This window comes from Alcaligenes sp. WGS1538 (assembly GCF_043187505.1).
Taxonomy (GTDB): Bacteria; Pseudomonadota; Gammaproteobacteria; order Burkholderiales; family Burkholderiaceae_B; genus Alcaligenes.
This window is the reverse complement of record NZ_CP171109.1, coordinates 2,904,944-2,921,681: the sequence shown is the minus strand read 5'-3', so window position 1 is coordinate 2,921,681 and position 16,738 is coordinate 2,904,944. Positions and strand designations below refer to the sequence as shown.

The following is a 16,738-nucleotide window of genomic DNA, read 5'->3' as shown; positions in this document are numbered from 1 at the left end:
ACAGAGTTCATCATGACCATTTCGTCTTTCCGCCGTCCGGGCGTGCGCCCCCGCTTTGCGCTGAGCCTGGGAGCCCTGTTGCTGCTGGGCGCCTGCGCCACCACGGGTCAGGACCGGCAGGCCGGGCCCGATCCTTCTTCCCTGTTCGCCTCCGTGAGCAAGGAGCCCATCGGGCAGGCAGTCGAGGATCCGCGCTTCAGCGGCGCGGCGCAATCGGCCGGCCCCATCGGCCGGCGTCCGGTCCAGCGCGTCGGAGGGGGAACCGCGCAGCTGGAAGCGCCGCCGGCGGCCGAGTTCCCCGACGGCGAAGACATCACCCTGAACTTCGTGGAAGCGGAACTGGACAGCGTGGTGGCCGCGCTGGCCCGGTTCACCCAGCAGAATTTCATCGTGGATCCGCGCGTCAAGGGCCAGTTGACGCTGGTCTCCGAAGTGCCCGTCGATGCCCGTACGGCCTACGAGATGCTGCTCTCGGCGCTGCGCATGCAGGGTTTTGCCGTGCTGCGCACCGGCAAGGTCAGCCGCGTCGTGCCCGAGGCCGAGGCGCGCCAGCAGGGCGGGGCGGTGCGCAGCGGCGCCAGCGGCAGCGGCGAGCTGGAGACCCGCGTCTTCGCCCTGCGCTACGAGAACGCTTCGGCGCTGGTGCCGGTGCTGCGGCCCATGATCTCCCCCAACAATCCCATCAATGCCTACCCGGCCAACAACACGCTGGTGGTGACGGACTATGGCGACAACCTGGACCGCATCGCCCAGGTGATCGCGGGCATAGACACGCCGGCCGGACTGAATACGGACATCATTCCGATTGACTACGGCGTGGCGCTGGACGTGGCGGCCCTGGCGTCGCAGATGCTGGATACGCCCGGCAACGACGTCGCCCAGCGCATCACCGTGGTGGCCGATCCGCGCAGCAATTCGGTCCTGGTGCGGGCCGGCAGCCCGGCGCGCCTGGACCTGGCGCGCGACCTGATCCGCCGCATCGACAGCCCGGACAGCCGCAAGGGCAATCTGCATGTGGTCTATCTGCGCAACGCCCAGGCCGTGCAACTGGCCGAGGTGCTGCGCGCCGCCCTGACCGGGCAAGCGGGCGCTCCGGCGGCGGGCGCCGCCAAGCCGGCCGCCGCGCCGGCCCCGACGGCCAAGGACGCGGGCAGGACGGCGGCAACGCTGCCCGTCGCCCAGGGGGCCGCGCCTGCGGAACCGGCCTTGGGCTCTCCGGCCGCAAGCGGCACCGTGGCGTTCAGCGCGGGCGGCGCGACCGTGCAGGCCGACCCCTCCACCAATACGCTCATCATCTCCGCGCCCGATCCGGTGTACCGCAGCCTGCGCGAGGTCATCGACCAGCTGGACCAGCGGCGCGCGCAGGTGCTGGTCGAGAGCCTGATCGTGGAGGTCAACGCCGAGAACGCCGCGGAGTTCGGCATTCAGTGGATGACGGGAGGCGGGAACATCGCCGACGGCGGCTCGGGCTTTGTGGGCGGGGCCAATCTGGGCGGCAGCGGCTTGAATCCCAAGGGCGTCACCACGCTGGATTCGCTGGCCGCGGGCCTGAGCCTGGGCGTGGTCAAGGGCACGGTCAACGTGCTGGGCCAGCAGATCGTCAACCTGGGGGTGCTGGCGCGCGCGCTGCAGCGCCAGGGCGGCACCAACATCCTGTCCACGCCCAATCTGATGACGCTGGACAACGAGGAGGCCAGCATCATGGTGGGGCGCACCGTGCCCTTCGTGACCGGGCAATACACCACATCGGGCGATGGTGCGAGCAATCCCTTCCAGACCATCGAGCGCGAGGACGTGGGCCTGACCCTGAAGGTGCGGCCGCAGATCTCCGAAGGCGGCACCGTCAAGCTGGCGCTGTACCAGGAGGTGAGCAGCATAGACACGGCGTTCTCCGTGTCCGGCAACACGCCCGTGACCCGCAAGCGCGCGCTGAGCACCAATGTGCTGGTGGACGACGGGCAGATCATCGTGCTGGGCGGCCTGCTGGAAGACTCCATCGAAGACGGTACGCAAGCCGTGCCCCTGCTGGGCGATGTGCCGCTGATCGGCAATCTTTTCAAGTATGAAAAGCGCAAGCGCACCAAGACCAACCTGATGGTGTTCCTGCGCCCGCACATCGTGCGCAACGCCCAGGACAGCCAGAGCCTGTCGCTGGACCGCTACAACTACATGCGCGCCGTGCAGGCGGGCCTGCCCGACCGTTCCACCTGGTTCAGCCAGGATGCCGGCCACGTGGTGCTGCCGCAGGCCGCAGGCCAGAGTAAGGCCGGTGTCATGGACCTGCGGGAGTCATCGTGAACCGGCTGCCTTATTCCTGGGCGCGCCAGCAGCGCGCGGTGCTGGTGCGCCAGGACGGGGCCTGGCGCATCGCCGTCAGCGAGCGCACGCCCGACTGGGCCCTGACCGAGCTGCGGCGGCGCTATCCGGAGCTGGATGAGCAGCGCGTGCCGGACCTGGAGCTGGACACGCTGATCGATGCCAGCTATGCGCAGGGCGATGATGCCGCCAGCGTGGTGGACGCCGCCGCCAGCGAAGTGGACCTGGACCGGCTGATGCAGGAGCTGCCGGAGGTGACCGACCTGCTGGAGAACCAGGACGACGCGCCGGTGATCCGCATGATCAACGCGCTGTTCACGCAAGCCGTGCGCGACGGCGCCAGCGACATCCACCTGGAGCCCTACGAGACGCATTCCGTCGTGCGCTACCGGGTGGACGGCCGCCTGCGCGACATCGTCAGCCCGCGCCGCGCCCTGCACGGCGCGCTGGTCTCGCGCATCAAGATCATGGCCAGCCTGGACATTGCCGAAAAGCGCCTGCCGCAGGACGGCCGCATCGCCTTGAAGGTGGGCGGGCGCGCGCTGGACCTGCGCGTGTCCATCCTGCCCACCGGGCACGGCGAACGGGCCGTGATGCGCCTGCTGGACAAGTCCGCGGGCCGGCTGGAGCTGGAGCGCCTGGGCATGGCGCCGGACATCCTGGCGCAGCTTGACGAATTGATCCATCAGCCGCACGGCATCGTGCTGGTCACCGGTCCGACAGGCAGCGGCAAGACCACGACCTTGTACGCCGCCCTGGGCAGGGTGGACACCGCGCGCAGCAATGTGCTGACCGTGGAGGATCCGATTGAGTACGATCTGCCGGGCGTGGGCCAGACGCAGGTCAACCCGCGCATCGATCTGACGTTCGCGCGCGCCCTGCGCGCCATCCTGCGCCAGGATCCGGACATCATCATGATAGGCGAGATACGCGACCTGGAGACCGCCCAGATCGCGGTGCAGGCCTCCCTGACGGGACACCTGGTGCTGGCGACGCTGCATACCAACGACGCCGTCTCGGCCGCCACCCGCCTGGTGGACATGGGCGTGGAGCCTTTCCTGCTGGCCTCGACCTTGCGCGGCGTGCTGGCGCAGCGATTGATCCGCAAGTTGTGCCTGCACTGCCGGGAAGCGGCCGGGGGCGGCCTGTTCCGCGCGCGCGACGGCGGCTGCGAACAATGCGGCCATACCGGCTACCAGGGGCGCACGGGCATCCATGAACTGTACCGGGTGGACGAACGCGCCCAGCAACTGCTTTCAGAGGCGGGGGCCGAGCATGCGCTGCGCCAGGCGGCGCGCCAGGCCGGCATGCGCAATCTGCGCGAGGACGCCGAGCGCTGGGTGCGGCAGGGCTTGAGCACCCCGGAAGAGGTCCTGCGCGTGACCCGCGAGCTTTAGGCGTCATGAAAGGAGGCCGGACGGATGGGAACCTATCAGTATGAAGCGGTGGACCAGGCCGGGCGCAGCGAGCGCGGCGTGCTGGAGGCCGACAGCGAGCGCCTGGCGCGCCAGCAACTGCTGGCGCGCGGCCTGTTGACGGTCTCCTTGAAGTCCGGCCGCTCGCGCGCCGCCGCCCTGACGCGCAGCGCCGGCCTGCGCCGCAGCGAGCTGTCCTGGCTGACCCGCCAGCTGGCCAGCCTGGTGGCCGCGGGCCTGTCATTGGAGGCCAGCCTGGGCGTGGTCATGGAGCAGGCCGCGCGCCGGCCCGTGGCGCAACTGCTGGCCGCCCTGCGCTCGGACATCCGCGCCGGGCAAAGCCTGAGCGACGCCCTGGCCAACCACCCGCGCGACTTTCCGGACATTTATCGGGCCCTGGTGCGCGCCGGCGAGCAGTCCGGCGAGCTGGAGCAGGTGCTGGACCGGCTGGCCGCATTCATCGAGGATAGCGGCGCCCTGCGCGGCAAGGTGCTGACGGCCTTCATCTATCCGGCCATCGTCAGCCTGATTTCCGCCGCCATGGTGGTGTTCCTGCTCAGCTACGTGGTGCCGCAGGTGGTGGGCGCCTTCACCCAGGCCAGGCAGCAGTTGCCCCTGCTGACGCGCATCATGATCGCGGCCAGCGAGGCGGTGCGCGACTGGGGCGGCGCCGCCTTGCTGTTGCTGCTGGGAGCGGCCTTCCTGGCCGCCGTCCTGCTGCGCCGCCCGCCCGTGCGGCTGGCCCTGCACCGGCGCCTGTTGCGCGTGCCCGTGCTGGGCGCCTATCTGCTGGGCGTGGACACGGCCCGTTTCGCGGCGACGCTGGCCATCCTGGCGGGCAGCAATGTGGCGCTGCTAACCGCCTTGGAGGCGGCGGGACGCACACTGTCCAATCTGGCCCTGCGCGCGGCGGTGTCCGAGGCGGCCGCCCGCGTGCGCGAGGGTCTGCCGCTGGCCGCCGCCTTGCAACGCAGCGCCTTGTTTCCTCTCTTGCTGGTCCAGCTGGTCGCCAGCGGCGAGAAAACCGGCGAGCTGGCGCCCATGCTGGACCGTGCGGCCGCCACGCTGTCCGCGGAGCTGGAGCGCCGCGCCCTGGCCATGACAGCCTTGCTGGAGCCCTTGCTGATCCTCCTGATGGGCGGGCTGGTGCTGCTGATCGTGCTCGCCGTGATGCTGCCCATCATCGAGATGAACCAGCTGGTGCAGTAGGACAGGCGGCGTGCCGCTGCTTTGCCGGAGCGGGCGGGATCATGGCGCCGCGACGACGATCAGGCGCGCGGTCATGTTGGGGTGATAGCGGCAGTAGTAGGTCTGGTCTCCTGTCTTGTCCAGCACGAGGCGGGCCGACTTGCCCGCGGGGATCACCACGTCCCAGAGGCCGGCGACCGTGGCGGTGTGGTCGATCACGTCCTGGTTGCGCCACACCACGGTGTCGCCCACGCGCGCCTGGACGACGGCGGGCGTGAAGGCCAGCTTGGAAATCGTGATTTCATGCGTATCGGCCAGGGCCTGCTGGCCGGCTGCCGCCAGCAGCGCGCCGGCCAGCAGGCGGCAAAGGCGAACGGTATCCATGTCTGTTCAGCCTAGAGTTCGCCTGCCAGGTGCTCGGCATGTTGCTGGTGGCCCTGGAACAGTTTCAGGCCGGTTTCAAGCAGGCTCTTGAGCTTGGGGTTGTGCGCGCCGGGAATGAGCGTGCTCTCCAGCGCGGCGTTCACCTGCTTGTGGTAGGCCACTTCGTTCTGGACGTAGGCCTTGTCGAAAGCGGCGCCATCCAGCTTGCCCAGGGCGGCCCTCTGATCGGCGGCCTCCTTGGCCAGCGCCTGACTGGTGGGGTTGTCCTGCGCGGTGACGCCCAGTTCCTTGAGCAGCGCCAAGGCCTGCTGGTTGACGGCCAGGTGGTCCCGTTCCATGGTCTGCGCGAATTCGCGCACGTCGGGATTGCGCGTCTTGTCCAGCGCCTGGCGCGCCGCCTGCACGTCCAGGTCGCCGGCCGTGTAGGCGATGTGGGCGATCTGGGGATCGGTGAGTTTTTCCGCTGCGTGAACAGGCAGGACCAGGCCAAGCGCGCCCATGAGCAGGGCGGCGAGAGTGGTGCGTATCAGCATGACAGCCTCCGGTGGGAAATCCAGGCCTTCGGGGCGAATGGCCTGTGGACGCCCATTGGATGGCGCGGGCGCAGGCAAGGTTACGGGTCAGCGCTCGGGGTTTACCCCGAGCCGCGCCAGCACTGCCTGGACCAGCGCGTGGCAACGGGCTCCGTCGAAGGGAAAGGTCTCCAGCAGCCTGGGCGCGTCCTGTTCCCGCAAAGCCAGCACCAGCATGCGGCGCGCCCGATGCAGGCGCGTCTTGACGGCTTCGGGACGTATGTCCAGCAGCAGCGCGGTCTCCTCCACGCTCAGTCCTTCCACGGCGCGCGCCATGACCACCAGGCGATAGGCCTGGGGCAGGGCGAGGATGGCGCGTTCGACATTTTCGAGCACTTGGCGCTGGGCCAGGGCTTGTTCAGGACCGGGATCGGGATCGGGCAGGGACCGGGCGCCGTCCTCGTCCAGGATCTGGCGGTTCTGTCGGCGCTTCAGTCCCAGGGCCTGGCGGATGGCGATGCGGCACAGCCAGGTGGACAGCGTGCTGTCGCCGCGGAAGGTATCCAGGTGGCTGAAGGCCAGCAGATAGGTTTCCTGGACCACGTCCCGGGCGTCGTCCGGGTCGCGGACGATGGCGCAGGCCAGCCGGAAGAGCCGCCGGTTGTGGGTTTCCATGATCTGGCGCAGGGCTTGCGCATCGCGCTGCGCGGCGCGCCGGACCAGTGCGGCTTCGTCGGATTCGGGCTGCAGGGCGGCTGGAAGATCCATGGGGCGCTCCGGGAATGAAGGCCCAGCCATTATGCGCCCAAGACGGCCGCATCGCCATGGGGCGCATCGGGTCCCGCAGGAGACAAGAAGCCAAAAAAATCCCCGAAGGCAAGGTGGGCTTGCGCTTCGGGGGAAGTCCGCGCCAGGCGCGGACGATCACATCAATGGTTTACAAATAGGCCGGGATGCCCAGGGCGGGATCGCTGACGCCGTGCGCGCCCGATTCCACGCGGCCGGCAAAGCGCCGGTAGTAGCTGGGGTCGCTGCTGCTGCGCACCACGAAGTCATACCAGTGGCCGCTGGAGGACAGGGCCCAGGACTGCTTGGCCTGCTGGCCGGCCTGCACGGTGACTTCCCAGGGGCCGTCCTCGCGGTAGGCCATGGACTGGATCGTGAAGGTGCAGTCGGACTGGCCGCCGTTCATCAGTTCCAGGTAGACGTCGCCCTGCGTGATTTCGTAGCAGACCCGGATCTCGGGGCGCGCCTGTTCGGGCTGGCCCAGCACGCTGACATCGCCGCGGAAGTGGCGGTGAAAGCCGTTGGGGCCCAGCACCCACAGGTCGTAGTGGCCCAGGTTGTCAGCCTGCGCGTCCCAGACGTCGTCCAGGATCTGGCCGGGCTCGACCATGTAGCGGCGCGGGATGCGGTCCAGGTTCAGCTTGTCGTAGACATGGAAGACGGCCGCCGCCTGTCCGGTGTTGGAGAACAGCAGCTGCACGCCCTTGCTGCTGTCGCAGCGGGCGCTGACGTGCAGTTCGTAGGGCAGGGCGCGCGAGGGGCGCACGCCGGTCTGCTGCACGGGGATGCGCTGGTTGTCCACGGGTTGCGGCACTTGCGCCAGGCGCTCCTGGGCGCTGCGGATCGCGTCGGCTTCCTGGCGGCTGCGGCGGCCCTTGAGCGTGGGCAGGGGCTCGTCGTTGGGGCGGGCGAAGTTGAAGGCGCTGGTCAGGTCCCCGCACACGGCGCGGCGGTAGGGGCTGATGTTGGGCTCCATCACGCCGAAGCGCGCTTCCATGAAGCGGATCACGGAGGTGTGGTCGAAGACTTGCGAGTTGACCCAGCCGCCGCGGCTCCAGGGCGAGATCACATACATGGGCACGCGCACGCCGGGACCGAAGACCTTGCCGTCGCGGGGCGGCTGGCCGCTCAGGCCGCGCGGGCTGGGGTAGTTGTAGTATTCGAAGGCGATCTGCTCGTCGCTCAGCGTGGTCTTGCCCGCGGGCCTGCCGGTGGCCGGATCGATGGACGGCGCCGAGGGCGAGGGCACATGGTCGAAGAAGCCGTCGTTCTCGTCGAAGTTCACCAGCAGCACGGTCTTGCTCCAGACCTCCGGATTGGCGGTCAGCGCGTCCAGCAGCTCTTGGGTGTACCAGGCGCCCTGAACGGGGCTGGACGGGCCGGGGTGCTCGGAGTAGGTCGCCGGGGCCACCACCCAGGAAATCTGCGGCAGATTGCCTTCCATCACATCCTTGCGCAACTGCTCGAAGAAGCCGCCGTCGGGCATGGTGTTGGCAATGCCCTTGTAGAGCGGATTGCCGACATCATCCGACGGTTCGTAAGGGGTGTTGGCGGGTTTGCCGGATTGCTCATTGGCACGACGATACTGCTTGAAGCCGGCCAGCGAATTGTCGGTGAAGTTGTCGGGCAGGTTCTGGTAGACCTTCCAGCTGATGCCGGCCTCCTCCAGGCGCTCGGGGTAGGTCTTCCATTCGTAGCCCAGCGCCGAGCTGCCCAGGCTGTCCCAGGCATTGTTGACCGTGCACTCGCCCGTGCCGGTGGGGCCGTTCGTGCCGGTCCACAGGAACATGCGGTTGGAGTTGGTGCCCGTGTGCATGGAGCAGTGGTAGGCGTCGCACAGGGTGAAGGCGTTGGCCATGGCGAACTGGAACGGCACTTCCGCTTCGCGGTAATAGCCCATGGAGTGGCGCTGCTTGTACTTGGGCCAGAAGGCCATGCGGCCGTGGTCCCAGGCCTGCTGGCCGTCCACCCAGGCGTGCGGCGTGCCGTTGACGCGCTGGGCATTGCCCTTGGTGCTGTCCAGGTGGTAGGGCAGCACGGTTTCCGTGCTGCTGACGTTCTGCTGCCAGACGTTGCGGCCGTTGGGCAGGGGGATGGTGAAGCGGTCGCCAAAGCCGCGCACTCCTTTCAGAGTGCCGAAGTAATGGTCGAAGGATCGGTTCTCCTGCATCAGGACGACGATGTGCTCGACGTCCTTGATGGTGCCGGTCTTGTTGTTGGCGGGAATGGCCAAGGCCTTGCGGATGCTGGGCGGAAAGGCGGCCAGGGAGCCGGCCGCCAGGCCGGCGCCGGTGACGTTGCGTAGGAAGGTGCGGCGTGAAGTCATTGTTGCTGGTCTCGTGGTGCGGTCAAGGGGCGCATTTCAACTGTTTGGGAGTCTCGGGGACGGGCGTCGTCTCCGGATTGCCGGGCTGGCCGGGGTTTTCGGGGACGGAGCCGGTCGAGCCGCCGCCGTCGCAGGCGGCCAGCAGGCCGCACAGCATCATCAGGGCCGCGGCGCGCTTGAGGCGTGCGCGGGAGACGGAACCGATCGTGTCGTTCATGGAAGGTCCTTGGTCGGAAATCAGGGTTGCAGGCTGGAGAGGGGTTTGCGGGACTCGTAGATGCTGGTGAGCTCGTCCGTGCTCAGGGCGCGCTCCCAGATGGCCAGTTCGCCGAAGTCCATGTTCACGTCGAAGCCGGGGTTCCAGCGCTTATAGTACTGGCCGGTCACGTCCTCGTTGACGCCCAGCTTGCCGGCGCCCGTGCCGCCCAGCGCCTGGATGCTGCGGGTCTCCAGCGCCACGGAGCTGAATTGCGCGCCCAGCGCGGGATCGAAGACGTGGCCGCGCATGACCTGGCCGGTCTTGTCGATGACCACGGCCACGTAGGCCCATTGGTTGGGGGTGACGCGGTAGCCCTGGCTTTCATTGCGGCCGCCGCCGTAGCCGGTGTTGAAGCGGATGTCGCAGCCGCCGGAATTGAACAGGCCCAGCGCAAAGCCGGGGTTGTTGCCCGAGTCGTAGTTCTTGTTGGCCATCATGGCGGCGCCGTAGCCGTAGCTGGAGCAGCTGGGCGGCGTGCGGAACCAGAAGCCCAGGGTGAACTGCGGCACGCTGGGCAGCGAGAACACGTCGCGGCTCAGGGTCAGCGCATAGCCGCGCTGGCCGTTGGCGTCGGCATTGGCGCCCAGGATGCGCAGCGCGCCCGTGGGGGCGGCGGGGTCCAGGAAGTCGGCGGCGATCAGGGCGCCGGCCGGCACGCCGGCGGCCGAAGGCTGCAGCGTGCTGCCGCCCTTGCCGTCCGCCAGGGGCAGTGAAGTCATGGGGTAGTAGCTGACCAGGCCGTCCTTCAGGGTGGCGGCCAGCTTGGGCGGCGGCTTGTAGCCGGCCTGCACCTGCATGGCGGAGGCGGCCTTGCCCGATTGCACGCTGTAGCGGAAGGAGTAGACCTGCGCCGTGTCGGAGACCGGCAGGGTGTCGTCATACCGGGTGGCGCCGGCCGGCAGCGTGGCCACCAGCTGGCCGTCGCGCAGCACGCGCACCTCCTGGTCGGTGTCGCCCTGCAGGGTCCAGTTCAGGGTCACGATGTTCTTGTCGGCCGGTTTTTCGTAGCCCAGGCCCCGGATGCTGGTGGCCGCCTGCAGGCCCGTGCCGCGGAAGCGGTAGTCCGGACCCAGGGCGCCCAGGTGGGCGAGCACGGTGGGGGCGATGTCGATCACGGCGCCCAGCGCATTCATGTCGGCGTCCGGGGCTACGACGCCGTCCACGGCGGGCAGCGAGGGCAGCGCCTTGTTGGCGGCGATGAAGCTGGTCTTGTTGCGGTTGAATTGCGAGCCGGTGGTGCCGCCGAATTCATCCAGTCCGTAGCCGGTGGTGACGATCAGCAGCCAATCCTCGCTGGATTCGGCCTGGCGGCGCGTCTCGATCAGGGCGGTCAGCTGGTCCAGGGCGACGAGCGATTGCTCCACGGCTTTCCCGTAGGCTTCGCTGCCCAGGCCGTGCTCGGCGGCGGCGCGGGCCGGCGCCTGCAGCTGGGCCAGGACCAGGGACTTGCCCTGCTGCAGATAGTCGCGCGCCTGCTCGGCCACGCAAGGGTCGGAATCCGTGCAGTTGGCCGCTTCGATCACGCGCCCGGCCTGGATGTCCGCTTGCAGCAGGCGGCGGTAGTCGCCGGTGCTGACGGCCGCCGCGGCGGTCTGGGGTTCGGCGGCCAGGGCGAACAGGGTGGGCGCTTCCAGGGTCGGCGCTTCGGCGCCGACGCCGCGCAGGCCGTGCTGGTCGGCCCAGGTGCCGGTCAGCAGCGAGGCCCAGCCGGGTACGGGCAGGGTGCGTTGTTCGCTGGCCGTGCCCACGTAACCGCCCGTCTGCACGGGGGCCACCGTCAAGGAAGCGAGCGCGGGATGGCGGGCGTCGCGGCGGGCCTGTTGCAAGGCTTCGTAGGTCAGCCCGTCGATGCTGACGACCAGGGCCTTGGCGCCGCCCAGGGCTTGCGGCTTGCCGCCCGGTTCGGGCGCCGGCTGCTCGGGCTGGCCGGGGCCGGCGGGCGCATCGCTGCCGGTGGAACCGCTGCCGCAGGCGCTCAGCAGCAGCACGGCGGACAGGGACAGGCAGGCCTGGCGCAAGCGGCGCCCGGGCAAGGGGGGAAGTGCAGGTAAGGACATACAGCCACTCGTTCTGAAAGAAGAAAAAGGAGGGCCGGACTGTGCGTGGGGCGGGCTGCCCAGTCGGCATCGGATCAGGACGCAGGCAGTGTAGGAAGGGCGTATGACTGCCCCGTTAACAGAAGGGCAAATCCGCCAATGATTGGATTGTGTTTTATGGGTTCAGGCCGAGGCGGCCCGGCAGCGTTCCTCCGCAAGCCGCGGCCGTCGCGGCTTCCAGGGTTTGTTGCAGTTTGATGTCGTGTTTGTTGTACGCGGAAAAATTATTTGAAATCCAAACAGTAAATGGCTTGAACGTCGAGACGGCGGGTGTGGAGCCGTGTATGGGGCGCCGTGCCCGTGCCGCGGCGCGCGCGTTGGCCATGAAAAAACGGGAGCCTGGGCTCCCGTTCTTTGCGGCCCGCAGGCGGGCTTATTTCGCGTCGGCGCGCAGGCGTCCGCCATTGGGCGTGGATCCGGCCCCCAGCACCTTGCCATTGACGGTCTGCCCGTACAGGTCCGTCTTGGCATCGTGGTACTTCTTCTGGGTTTCTTCCACGGAGCCTTTGAAGCGTGGATCCTGGGGCCGTTCATGGGCGTTCATGAAATAGGCCACGTCCCAGGCTTCCTGGTCGGTCAGGCTGTCGCCCTTGCCCAGCGGCATATTGGCCTTGATGAAGGCGGCCGCCGTCGGGATGCTGTGCATGCCGGCGCCCCAGTTGTAGGAGCCGTCGCCCCACAGCGCCGGGAACACCATGTGCCCATTCACTTCCTGGCCCGCGCCATCGGCGCCGTGGCACAGGGCGCAGTTCTGCGCGAAGACTTTTTCGCCGCGCACGTAATCGGGCTTCTGCGCCGGCTGGGGCAGGCGCTTGAAGCCCTGGCCCTTGAGCGTGACGCCGGTGGGCGCGCCCTGGGCCAGCCAGTACATATAGCTTTCCAGGGCCACGATGGTCTCGTCGTCGGCGGGCGGCATCTGGCCGTTCATGCTGTAACGGAAGCAGCCCTGAAGGCGTTCGGCCAAGGTGTTGACGTGGCCGTTCTTGGCGCGGTAGGCGGGATACAGGACATAAGCCGCCCACATGGGGGAGGCGTTCTCGCGCCGTCCGGCGTCCATGTGGCAACTGACGCAGTTCAGGTTGTTGCCCACGAACTTGGCGGCATTCTGGGGCGTCTTCAGGAAGATTTCCTGGCCTTTGAGCACGGCCTTGCCGAAGTCGTTGTCGGGAATGCTGTGGGCGTCGGGCGGCGTGAAGGCGGGCGCGGCATCGCCCAGGTTCACGGCGTGGGCGACGCCCGGGCCGGCCATGCCCAGGCTGCAGGCCAGGGCGAGAGTGCGCAGTCGGAGGGTGAGAGTGCGGGTCATTACTTGGCTCCCTCTGTGACGGTTTGATTCTTCAGGTTGGCGGGCAGCTTGGCGAAGTAGTCGGAGGTCGCGCTGATCTGCTCGTCGTTCATGCGTTTGGCGATCTCGCCCATCAGAGCCAGCGGACCGGGGTCGCGCTTGCCGTCGCGCCAGGCCTTGAGCTGCTCGGTGATGTAGGCGGCGGGCAGGCCGGCCAGGGCCGGGAAGGCGTCGCCCACGCCCACGCCGCCTGGACCATGGCATTGGATGCAGGCGGGGATGTTGTTGTTCCAGTCGCCGCGGTTGGCGATCCAGGCGCCAAGCTGCTCCTGCGCCGGGTACAGGTCCAGGTGGGCGCTGAGCATGTTCTTGTCCAGCGGCGCGGGCAATTGCGTGAAGTAAGCCGATACGGCCTTGATCTGTTCGGGCGTCATCGCCTTGGCGATGGGCTGCATGATGGGGTTGCTGCGCTTGCCCGAGGCAAAGTGCTCCAGCTGCTCGGCCAGGTAATTGGCACCCTGGCCGGCCAGAAAGGGGAAGCCCCCGGCGGCGTTGCCTTCACCCTGGGCTCCGTGACAGGTTGCGCAGGCCAGGACGCTGCCGCTGCCGGACGTCGCCAATGCCTTGCCCTGTTCGACCAATTCGTCCGCCATGGCGGACGCGCTGCTTGCAAGGGACAAGGCGAGCACGAGGCCCCGGCTTGCCGGGACCAGTTTTTGCCATGTTTTTTGCATGATGTTGTTCTCTCCCAATCAGTTATCACCCTCATTTTAAGCTCCAAATTTATGTAAGTCATATACAAATTTCCAATTCTTATATAGGACAGTTGATTCGGAGCCTAAGCGCTAAGCGCTTGACAAATAAGGAATGATTCGGAAAACAGCCTGGGCGGAACGGCGTGCGCTTCGCGCCATCCGGCGCTCAAAATGTACGGTTGTGTATGGTCATGCGGCGGAACGCGCCTGACGGAAATTTGCAAATAGCCAGGCTTTTCATATGGTTAAGCCCGGGGTCCGCATAAGGTCAGCACGGATCGATCGTTTGCTTGGCGGCCGGGCCTCTCTAGCATGTTTTTCCCGGGAGATGCAGCGGACAATCCGCCAGAAAACGCCATCCCCGCAATGCGGCTACACGGAGAACATGCATGCGAAGAATCAATCAGGGGCGCCGTCGTTTCGCGGGCCTGGCGGCCGGCCTGTTGCTCGGCGGGCTGACGCGGCCCGCATTGGCGCAATCCGCCTGGCCTGCCCAAGCGATACGGCTGGTCGTCGCCTTCCCGCCGGGCGGGGCCAGCGATCTGGTGGCCCGCCTGCTGCAGGCCGATCTGTCCAGGGAACTGGGCGTGCCCATCGTCGTCGAAAACAAGCCGGGGGCGGGCTCCACGCTGGGCACCGCGCAGGTGGCCCTGTCCGCGCCGGACGGCTACACCTTCCTGATGTCCAATTCCGCGCCTTTGTCCATCGCCCCGGCATTGCTGGACCACATACGCTACGATGCGCGGTCCAGCTTCAGTCACATCAGCTATATCGGCGCGGTGCCGACCGTGGTGCTGGTGCATCCGTCCCTTCCCGTGCATACGCTGGCGGAGCTGACGGACTGGCTGCGCGCCCAGAAGGAGCCTGTCCACTATGGCAGCGGCGGATTGGGCTCGGTGGCGCACGTCGTGGGCGAGTTGTACGCCCGCCAGGCCGGCGTGCGGCTGGAGCATGTGGCGTACAAAGGGGCCGGCCAGATGCGCACCGATTTGCTGGGCGGCCAGATCCGGGTGGCGGTGGACGCCTTGCCCGCCAATCTGCCTTTCCTGAAAAGCGGCCAGCTGCGTCTGCTGGCCGTGACGGCGCCGACACGCGTGGCCCAGGCGCCGGATGTGCCGGCAGTGACGGAGCTGGGTTATGAATCCCTGGTGGCGGAGAACTTCGTGGGCGTCTCGGCGCCCGCCGGCCTGGATCCGGCCATCGTGCAGCGTTTCCACCAGGCGGTGGAACGGGTGCTGGCCAAGGCGGACATCCGGGCCCAGCTGGAGCAGCAAGGCTTTGTACTGGCGTCCAAGACCCCGGACGAGTTCCAGTCCTACGTGGCCCGGCAAGCCGAGCAGTGGCGCCCGGTGGTCAGCCAGTTGAAGAGCAAGGAGGCGCAGGCATGAGCGCGATCGTCATCGTGGCCTTTGGCCAGCCGGGGCGGGGCAGTTTCAATGAGGCGGCCGAACGCGCGCAGGCCAGGCTGCACGACAAGGGCGTGCCCGCCGTCCTGACGTGGGTGGCCGAGCGCGATCCCGGGCGGCGCGCGGAGCGCTTGCGAGAGATCGCCGGCGAGCGGCCGAGCCTGATCGTGGCGCATGGGGGGCAGGGGGACGGGCCGGTCGCCCAGGCGGCTGCGGATTTCCCGGCGCTGCCCTTCGTGATCACGCAGGGGCATTTCCTGGCCCCGAATGTGGCGAACTACGAGGTCCTGCAGGAACAGTCGGCCTTTCTGGCCGGCGTATTGAGCGCGGCGCGCTACGAGCCGGAGCGGATCGCCCACTTGTCCGGCGACCCGGTGCGGCCGGGCCTGGCGGGCCGGGCCGCGTTCGCCCAGGGGGTGCGTCTGCAGTCCGGGCAGCCTTTGCGGCACACGGGCTTCAATGGCAACCAGCATGATGTCGAGCTGGCTGTGCGCAACACCCGCTACTTCGCGGACCGCGGCGTGCAGGTGTTGTTCACCATGATGGATGGCGGCCGTGAGGGCGTGGATGCGGTGTGCCGGGAGAGGGGCTTGCGCCAGATCGCCAATGTGCGCAACTGGGTCGAAACCGATCCCCAGCTGTACTGGGCGTCCGCCGTGGCGGACTCGGCCTGGGCCATCGAGCAGGCCGTGCTGGATTTCGTCCAGGGCAGGCTGGCGTTGGGGCAGCGCATTCAGACCGGGCTGGAAAACCCGGACGTGGTCCGGCTGGCCACCGGTCCGGACCTGAACGCGGCCGAGCGCGCCGTGCTCGATGATTGGTCCCAGCGGCTCCTGGCCGGCGAACTCGTGCTGGAAACCCGGTTCGAGGGCGAGGAAAGTCCTTTTTCCGTCGTGTCTCAGGCTTGAGCCAAGGATACGGCCGGCACGGGTGCGCCGGCCGCATCGCCGATCTCCAGTTCCGGCAAGGACTGGACCAGGGCGAAGGGCAGGCCGGCCAGCGCGGCGATGACGCGCTGTGCCTGATCCAGGGGCGCGCTGCTGATGAAGTCGCTGCGGCCGCCATGGTCCCGGGCGCTCAGGCGGCCGGCTTCGTGCAGGCGCCGGCGAACCTGCGCGGCCACGGCGAAGGAGGGTTCGATGATCTGGAAACGGCCCCCGCTGAGGCGTTCAATGGCGGGACGCAAGAAGGGGTAGTGCGTGCAGCCCAGCACCAGCGTGTCGGCGCGGCTCTGCAGCGCGGGCTCCAGCCGCATGCGCAGTTCCTGCTCCAGTTCGGGGCCGTCCAGTTGCAGCGCTTCCACCCGGTCCGCCAGACCGGGACAAGGAATGCGGATCACGTCCACGCCGGCTGCGTGGTGGCGTACGAGCTGCTGCAGACCCGGACTGTCCATGGTGCGGCTGGTCGCCATCAGGGCGATGCAGCGGCTGCGGCTCAGGGCGGCGGCCGGCTTGACGGCCGGCTCGATGGCGATGATGGGGACGGCAAAGCGCGCCCGCAGCAAAGAAGCGGCGACCATGGTGGCCGTATTGCAGGCGATGACGATGGCCTTGCAGCCTTGATCCAGCAGGTACTGCGCAAGCAGGGCGGTGCGCGCCTGTATCCATCCGGCGGGCCGGTCGCCATAGGGCGCGCATCCCGAGTCCGCCAGGTACAGCAGATCTTCCCCTGGCAGGGCCTGGCGTATGGAGCGCCAGACGGACAGGCCGCCGACGCCGGAGTCGAATATGCCGATGGGCGCGGTTGCGCTGACACGGCCCGTGCAGGAAGTCATGGTGTGCAAGACAAGGAAGAACGCCGGAACGAAGCCCGTATTATCGCGTGTTTGCTAGCCGGGGGTAAGAGGATGCCCAAGGACAGCGAGGAGATTGTTTAAGCTTGAACTAGGGCAAGTCCTTATACCTTGCGGCTGCGCCGCATCGCATCATCGAAAAAAGAAAAATCGTCTCTGCGGCGCGGCGGCCGCGGACAGGCGCCTTGACGCAGCACGATGACCCGGACAGGAGGCGA

At 68.0% G+C, this 16,738-nt stretch carries 15 protein-coding genes; 5 read left to right on the top strand and 10 right to left on the bottom strand.

The features are described 5' to 3' along the window. Positions 1-12 precede the first annotated feature (12 nt). Genes gspD through gspF form a run of 3 tightly spaced genes read left to right on the top strand, consistent with a single transcriptional unit; the run spans position 13 to position 4,940 of the window. On the top strand, positions 13-2,298 hold the full coding sequence (gspD, locus tag ACF3ND_RS13535) for a type II secretion system secretin GspD (protein ID WP_394061265.1): 2,286 nt from the start codon (positions 13-15) through the stop codon (positions 2,296-2,298). Continuing rightward, complete coding sequence (gene gspE / locus ACF3ND_RS13530; RefSeq protein WP_394061263.1) at positions 2,295-3,713, top strand: type II secretion system ATPase GspE; 1,419 nt, start codon at positions 2,295-2,297, stop codon at positions 3,711-3,713. Before gspD ends, gspE begins: the two co-directional genes overlap by 4 nt. A 24-nt stretch (positions 3,714-3,737) precedes the next feature. Continuing rightward, positions 3,738-4,940, top strand: coding sequence for a type II secretion system inner membrane protein GspF (gene gspF, locus ACF3ND_RS13525; RefSeq protein ID WP_394061261.1), 1,203 nt, complete (start codon positions 3,738-3,740; stop codon positions 4,938-4,940). A gap of 39 nt (positions 4,941-4,979) precedes the next feature. Here gspF and ACF3ND_RS13520 read toward each other — a convergent pair whose 3' ends face one another. The 9 genes from ACF3ND_RS13520 to ACF3ND_RS13480 all read right to left on the bottom strand — a co-directional run bounded on the left by ACF3ND_RS13520 (position 4,980) and on the right by ACF3ND_RS13480 (position 13,220). Next, positions 4,980-5,303: a cupredoxin domain-containing protein gene (locus tag ACF3ND_RS13520; RefSeq protein WP_394061259.1), complete on the bottom strand. Its 324-nt coding sequence runs from the start codon at positions 5,301-5,303 to the stop codon at positions 4,980-4,982. A gap of 11 nt (positions 5,304-5,314) precedes the next feature. Next, a complete protein-coding gene (locus ACF3ND_RS13515) occupies positions 5,315-5,836 on the bottom strand; it encodes a DUF4142 domain-containing protein (RefSeq protein WP_394061257.1) in 522 nt (173 codons plus the stop codon). 87 nt (positions 5,837-5,923) lie between these two features. Beyond that, complete coding sequence (locus ACF3ND_RS13510) at positions 5,924-6,583, bottom strand: RNA polymerase sigma factor (protein WP_394061255.1); 660 nt, start codon at positions 6,581-6,583, stop codon at positions 5,924-5,926. A gap of 169 nt (positions 6,584-6,752) precedes the next feature. After that, positions 6,753-8,927, bottom strand: coding sequence for a phosphocholine-specific phospholipase C (locus ACF3ND_RS13505; protein WP_394061253.1), 2,175 nt, complete (start codon positions 8,925-8,927; stop codon positions 6,753-6,755). Between the two features lie 22 nt (positions 8,928-8,949). After that, complete coding sequence (locus ACF3ND_RS13500) at positions 8,950-9,144, bottom strand: hypothetical protein (protein ID WP_394061251.1); 195 nt, start codon at positions 9,142-9,144, stop codon at positions 8,950-8,952. A gap of 20 nt (positions 9,145-9,164) precedes the next feature. Beyond that, positions 9,165-11,243 (bottom strand): LamG-like jellyroll fold domain-containing protein, encoded by a 2,079-nt coding sequence (locus ACF3ND_RS13495; RefSeq protein WP_394061249.1) that lies wholly within the window; start codon positions 11,241-11,243, stop codon positions 9,165-9,167. A gap of 154 nt (positions 11,244-11,397) precedes the next feature. Then, positions 11,398-11,607 (bottom strand): hypothetical protein, encoded by a 210-nt coding sequence (locus tag ACF3ND_RS13490; protein WP_394061247.1) that lies wholly within the window; start codon positions 11,605-11,607, stop codon positions 11,398-11,400. Positions 11,608-11,655: 48 nt separating this feature from the next. Continuing rightward, positions 11,656-12,588, bottom strand: a complete 933-nt coding sequence (locus tag ACF3ND_RS13485; RefSeq protein WP_394061245.1) for a c-type cytochrome — start codon at positions 12,586-12,588, stop codon at positions 11,656-11,658. After that, entirely contained in the window at positions 12,588-13,220 is a 633-nt protein-coding gene (locus ACF3ND_RS13480; protein WP_394061243.1) for a c-type cytochrome, read from the bottom strand. The genes ACF3ND_RS13485 and ACF3ND_RS13480 overlap by 1 nt, the downstream gene beginning before the upstream one ends. A gap of 491 nt (positions 13,221-13,711) precedes the next feature. Here ACF3ND_RS13480 and ACF3ND_RS13475 point away from each other — a divergent pair, with 491 nt between their 5' ends. Beyond that, positions 13,712-14,710 (top strand): Bug family tripartite tricarboxylate transporter substrate binding protein, encoded by a 999-nt coding sequence (locus ACF3ND_RS13475; protein WP_394061241.1) that lies wholly within the window; start codon positions 13,712-13,714, stop codon positions 14,708-14,710. Continuing rightward, complete coding sequence (locus ACF3ND_RS13470; RefSeq protein ID WP_394061240.1) at positions 14,707-15,636, top strand: BMP family ABC transporter substrate-binding protein; 930 nt, start codon at positions 14,707-14,709, stop codon at positions 15,634-15,636. Before ACF3ND_RS13475 ends, ACF3ND_RS13470 begins: the two co-directional genes overlap by 4 nt. On the opposite strand, the gene murI is transcribed toward ACF3ND_RS13470, so the two are convergent. Next, positions 15,627-16,502, bottom strand: a complete 876-nt coding sequence (murI, locus tag ACF3ND_RS13465) for a glutamate racemase (RefSeq protein ID WP_394061238.1) — start codon at positions 16,500-16,502, stop codon at positions 15,627-15,629. The two genes, ACF3ND_RS13470 and murI, sit on opposite strands and share 10 nt — an antisense overlap. Between the last annotated feature and the right edge of the window lie 236 nt (positions 16,503-16,738).

Coding starts and splice junctions, on each gene's coding strand:
- gspD (WP_394061265.1), top strand. CDS start 13: ATGACCATTTCGTCTTTCCGCCGTCCGGGCGTGCGCCCCCGCTTTGCG.
- gspF (WP_394061261.1), top strand. CDS start 3,738: ATGGGAACCTATCAGTATGAAGCGGTGGACCAGGCCGGGCGCAGCGAG.
- ACF3ND_RS13520 (WP_394061259.1), bottom strand. CDS start 5,303: ATGGATACCGTTCGCCTTTGCCGCCTGCTGGCCGGCGCGCTGCTGGCG.
- ACF3ND_RS13515 (WP_394061257.1), bottom strand. CDS start 5,836: ATGCTGATACGCACCACTCTCGCCGCCCTGCTCATGGGCGCGCTTGGC.
- ACF3ND_RS13510 (WP_394061255.1), bottom strand. CDS start 6,583: ATGGATCTTCCAGCCGCCCTGCAGCCCGAATCCGACGAAGCCGCACTG.
- ACF3ND_RS13505 (WP_394061253.1), bottom strand. CDS start 8,927: ATGACTTCACGCCGCACCTTCCTACGCAACGTCACCGGCGCCGGCCTG.
- ACF3ND_RS13500 (WP_394061251.1), bottom strand. CDS start 9,144: ATGAACGACACGATCGGTTCCGTCTCCCGCGCACGCCTCAAGCGCGCC.
- ACF3ND_RS13495 (WP_394061249.1), bottom strand. CDS start 11,243: ATGTCCTTACCTGCACTTCCCCCCTTGCCCGGGCGCCGCTTGCGCCAG.
- ACF3ND_RS13490 (WP_394061247.1), bottom strand. CDS start 11,607: ATGGCCAACGCGCGCGCCGCGGCACGGGCACGGCGCCCCATACACGGC.
- ACF3ND_RS13485 (WP_394061245.1), bottom strand. CDS start 12,588: ATGACCCGCACTCTCACCCTCCGACTGCGCACTCTCGCCCTGGCCTGC.
- ACF3ND_RS13480 (WP_394061243.1), bottom strand. CDS start 13,220: ATGGCGGACGAATTGGTCGAACAGGGCAAGGCATTGGCGACGTCCGGC.
- ACF3ND_RS13475 (WP_394061241.1), top strand. CDS start 13,712: ATGCGAAGAATCAATCAGGGGCGCCGTCGTTTCGCGGGCCTGGCGGCC.
- ACF3ND_RS13470 (WP_394061240.1), top strand. CDS start 14,707: ATGAGCGCGATCGTCATCGTGGCCTTTGGCCAGCCGGGGCGGGGCAGT.
- murI (WP_394061238.1), bottom strand. CDS start 16,502: ATGACTTCCTGCACGGGCCGTGTCAGCGCAACCGCGCCCATCGGCATA.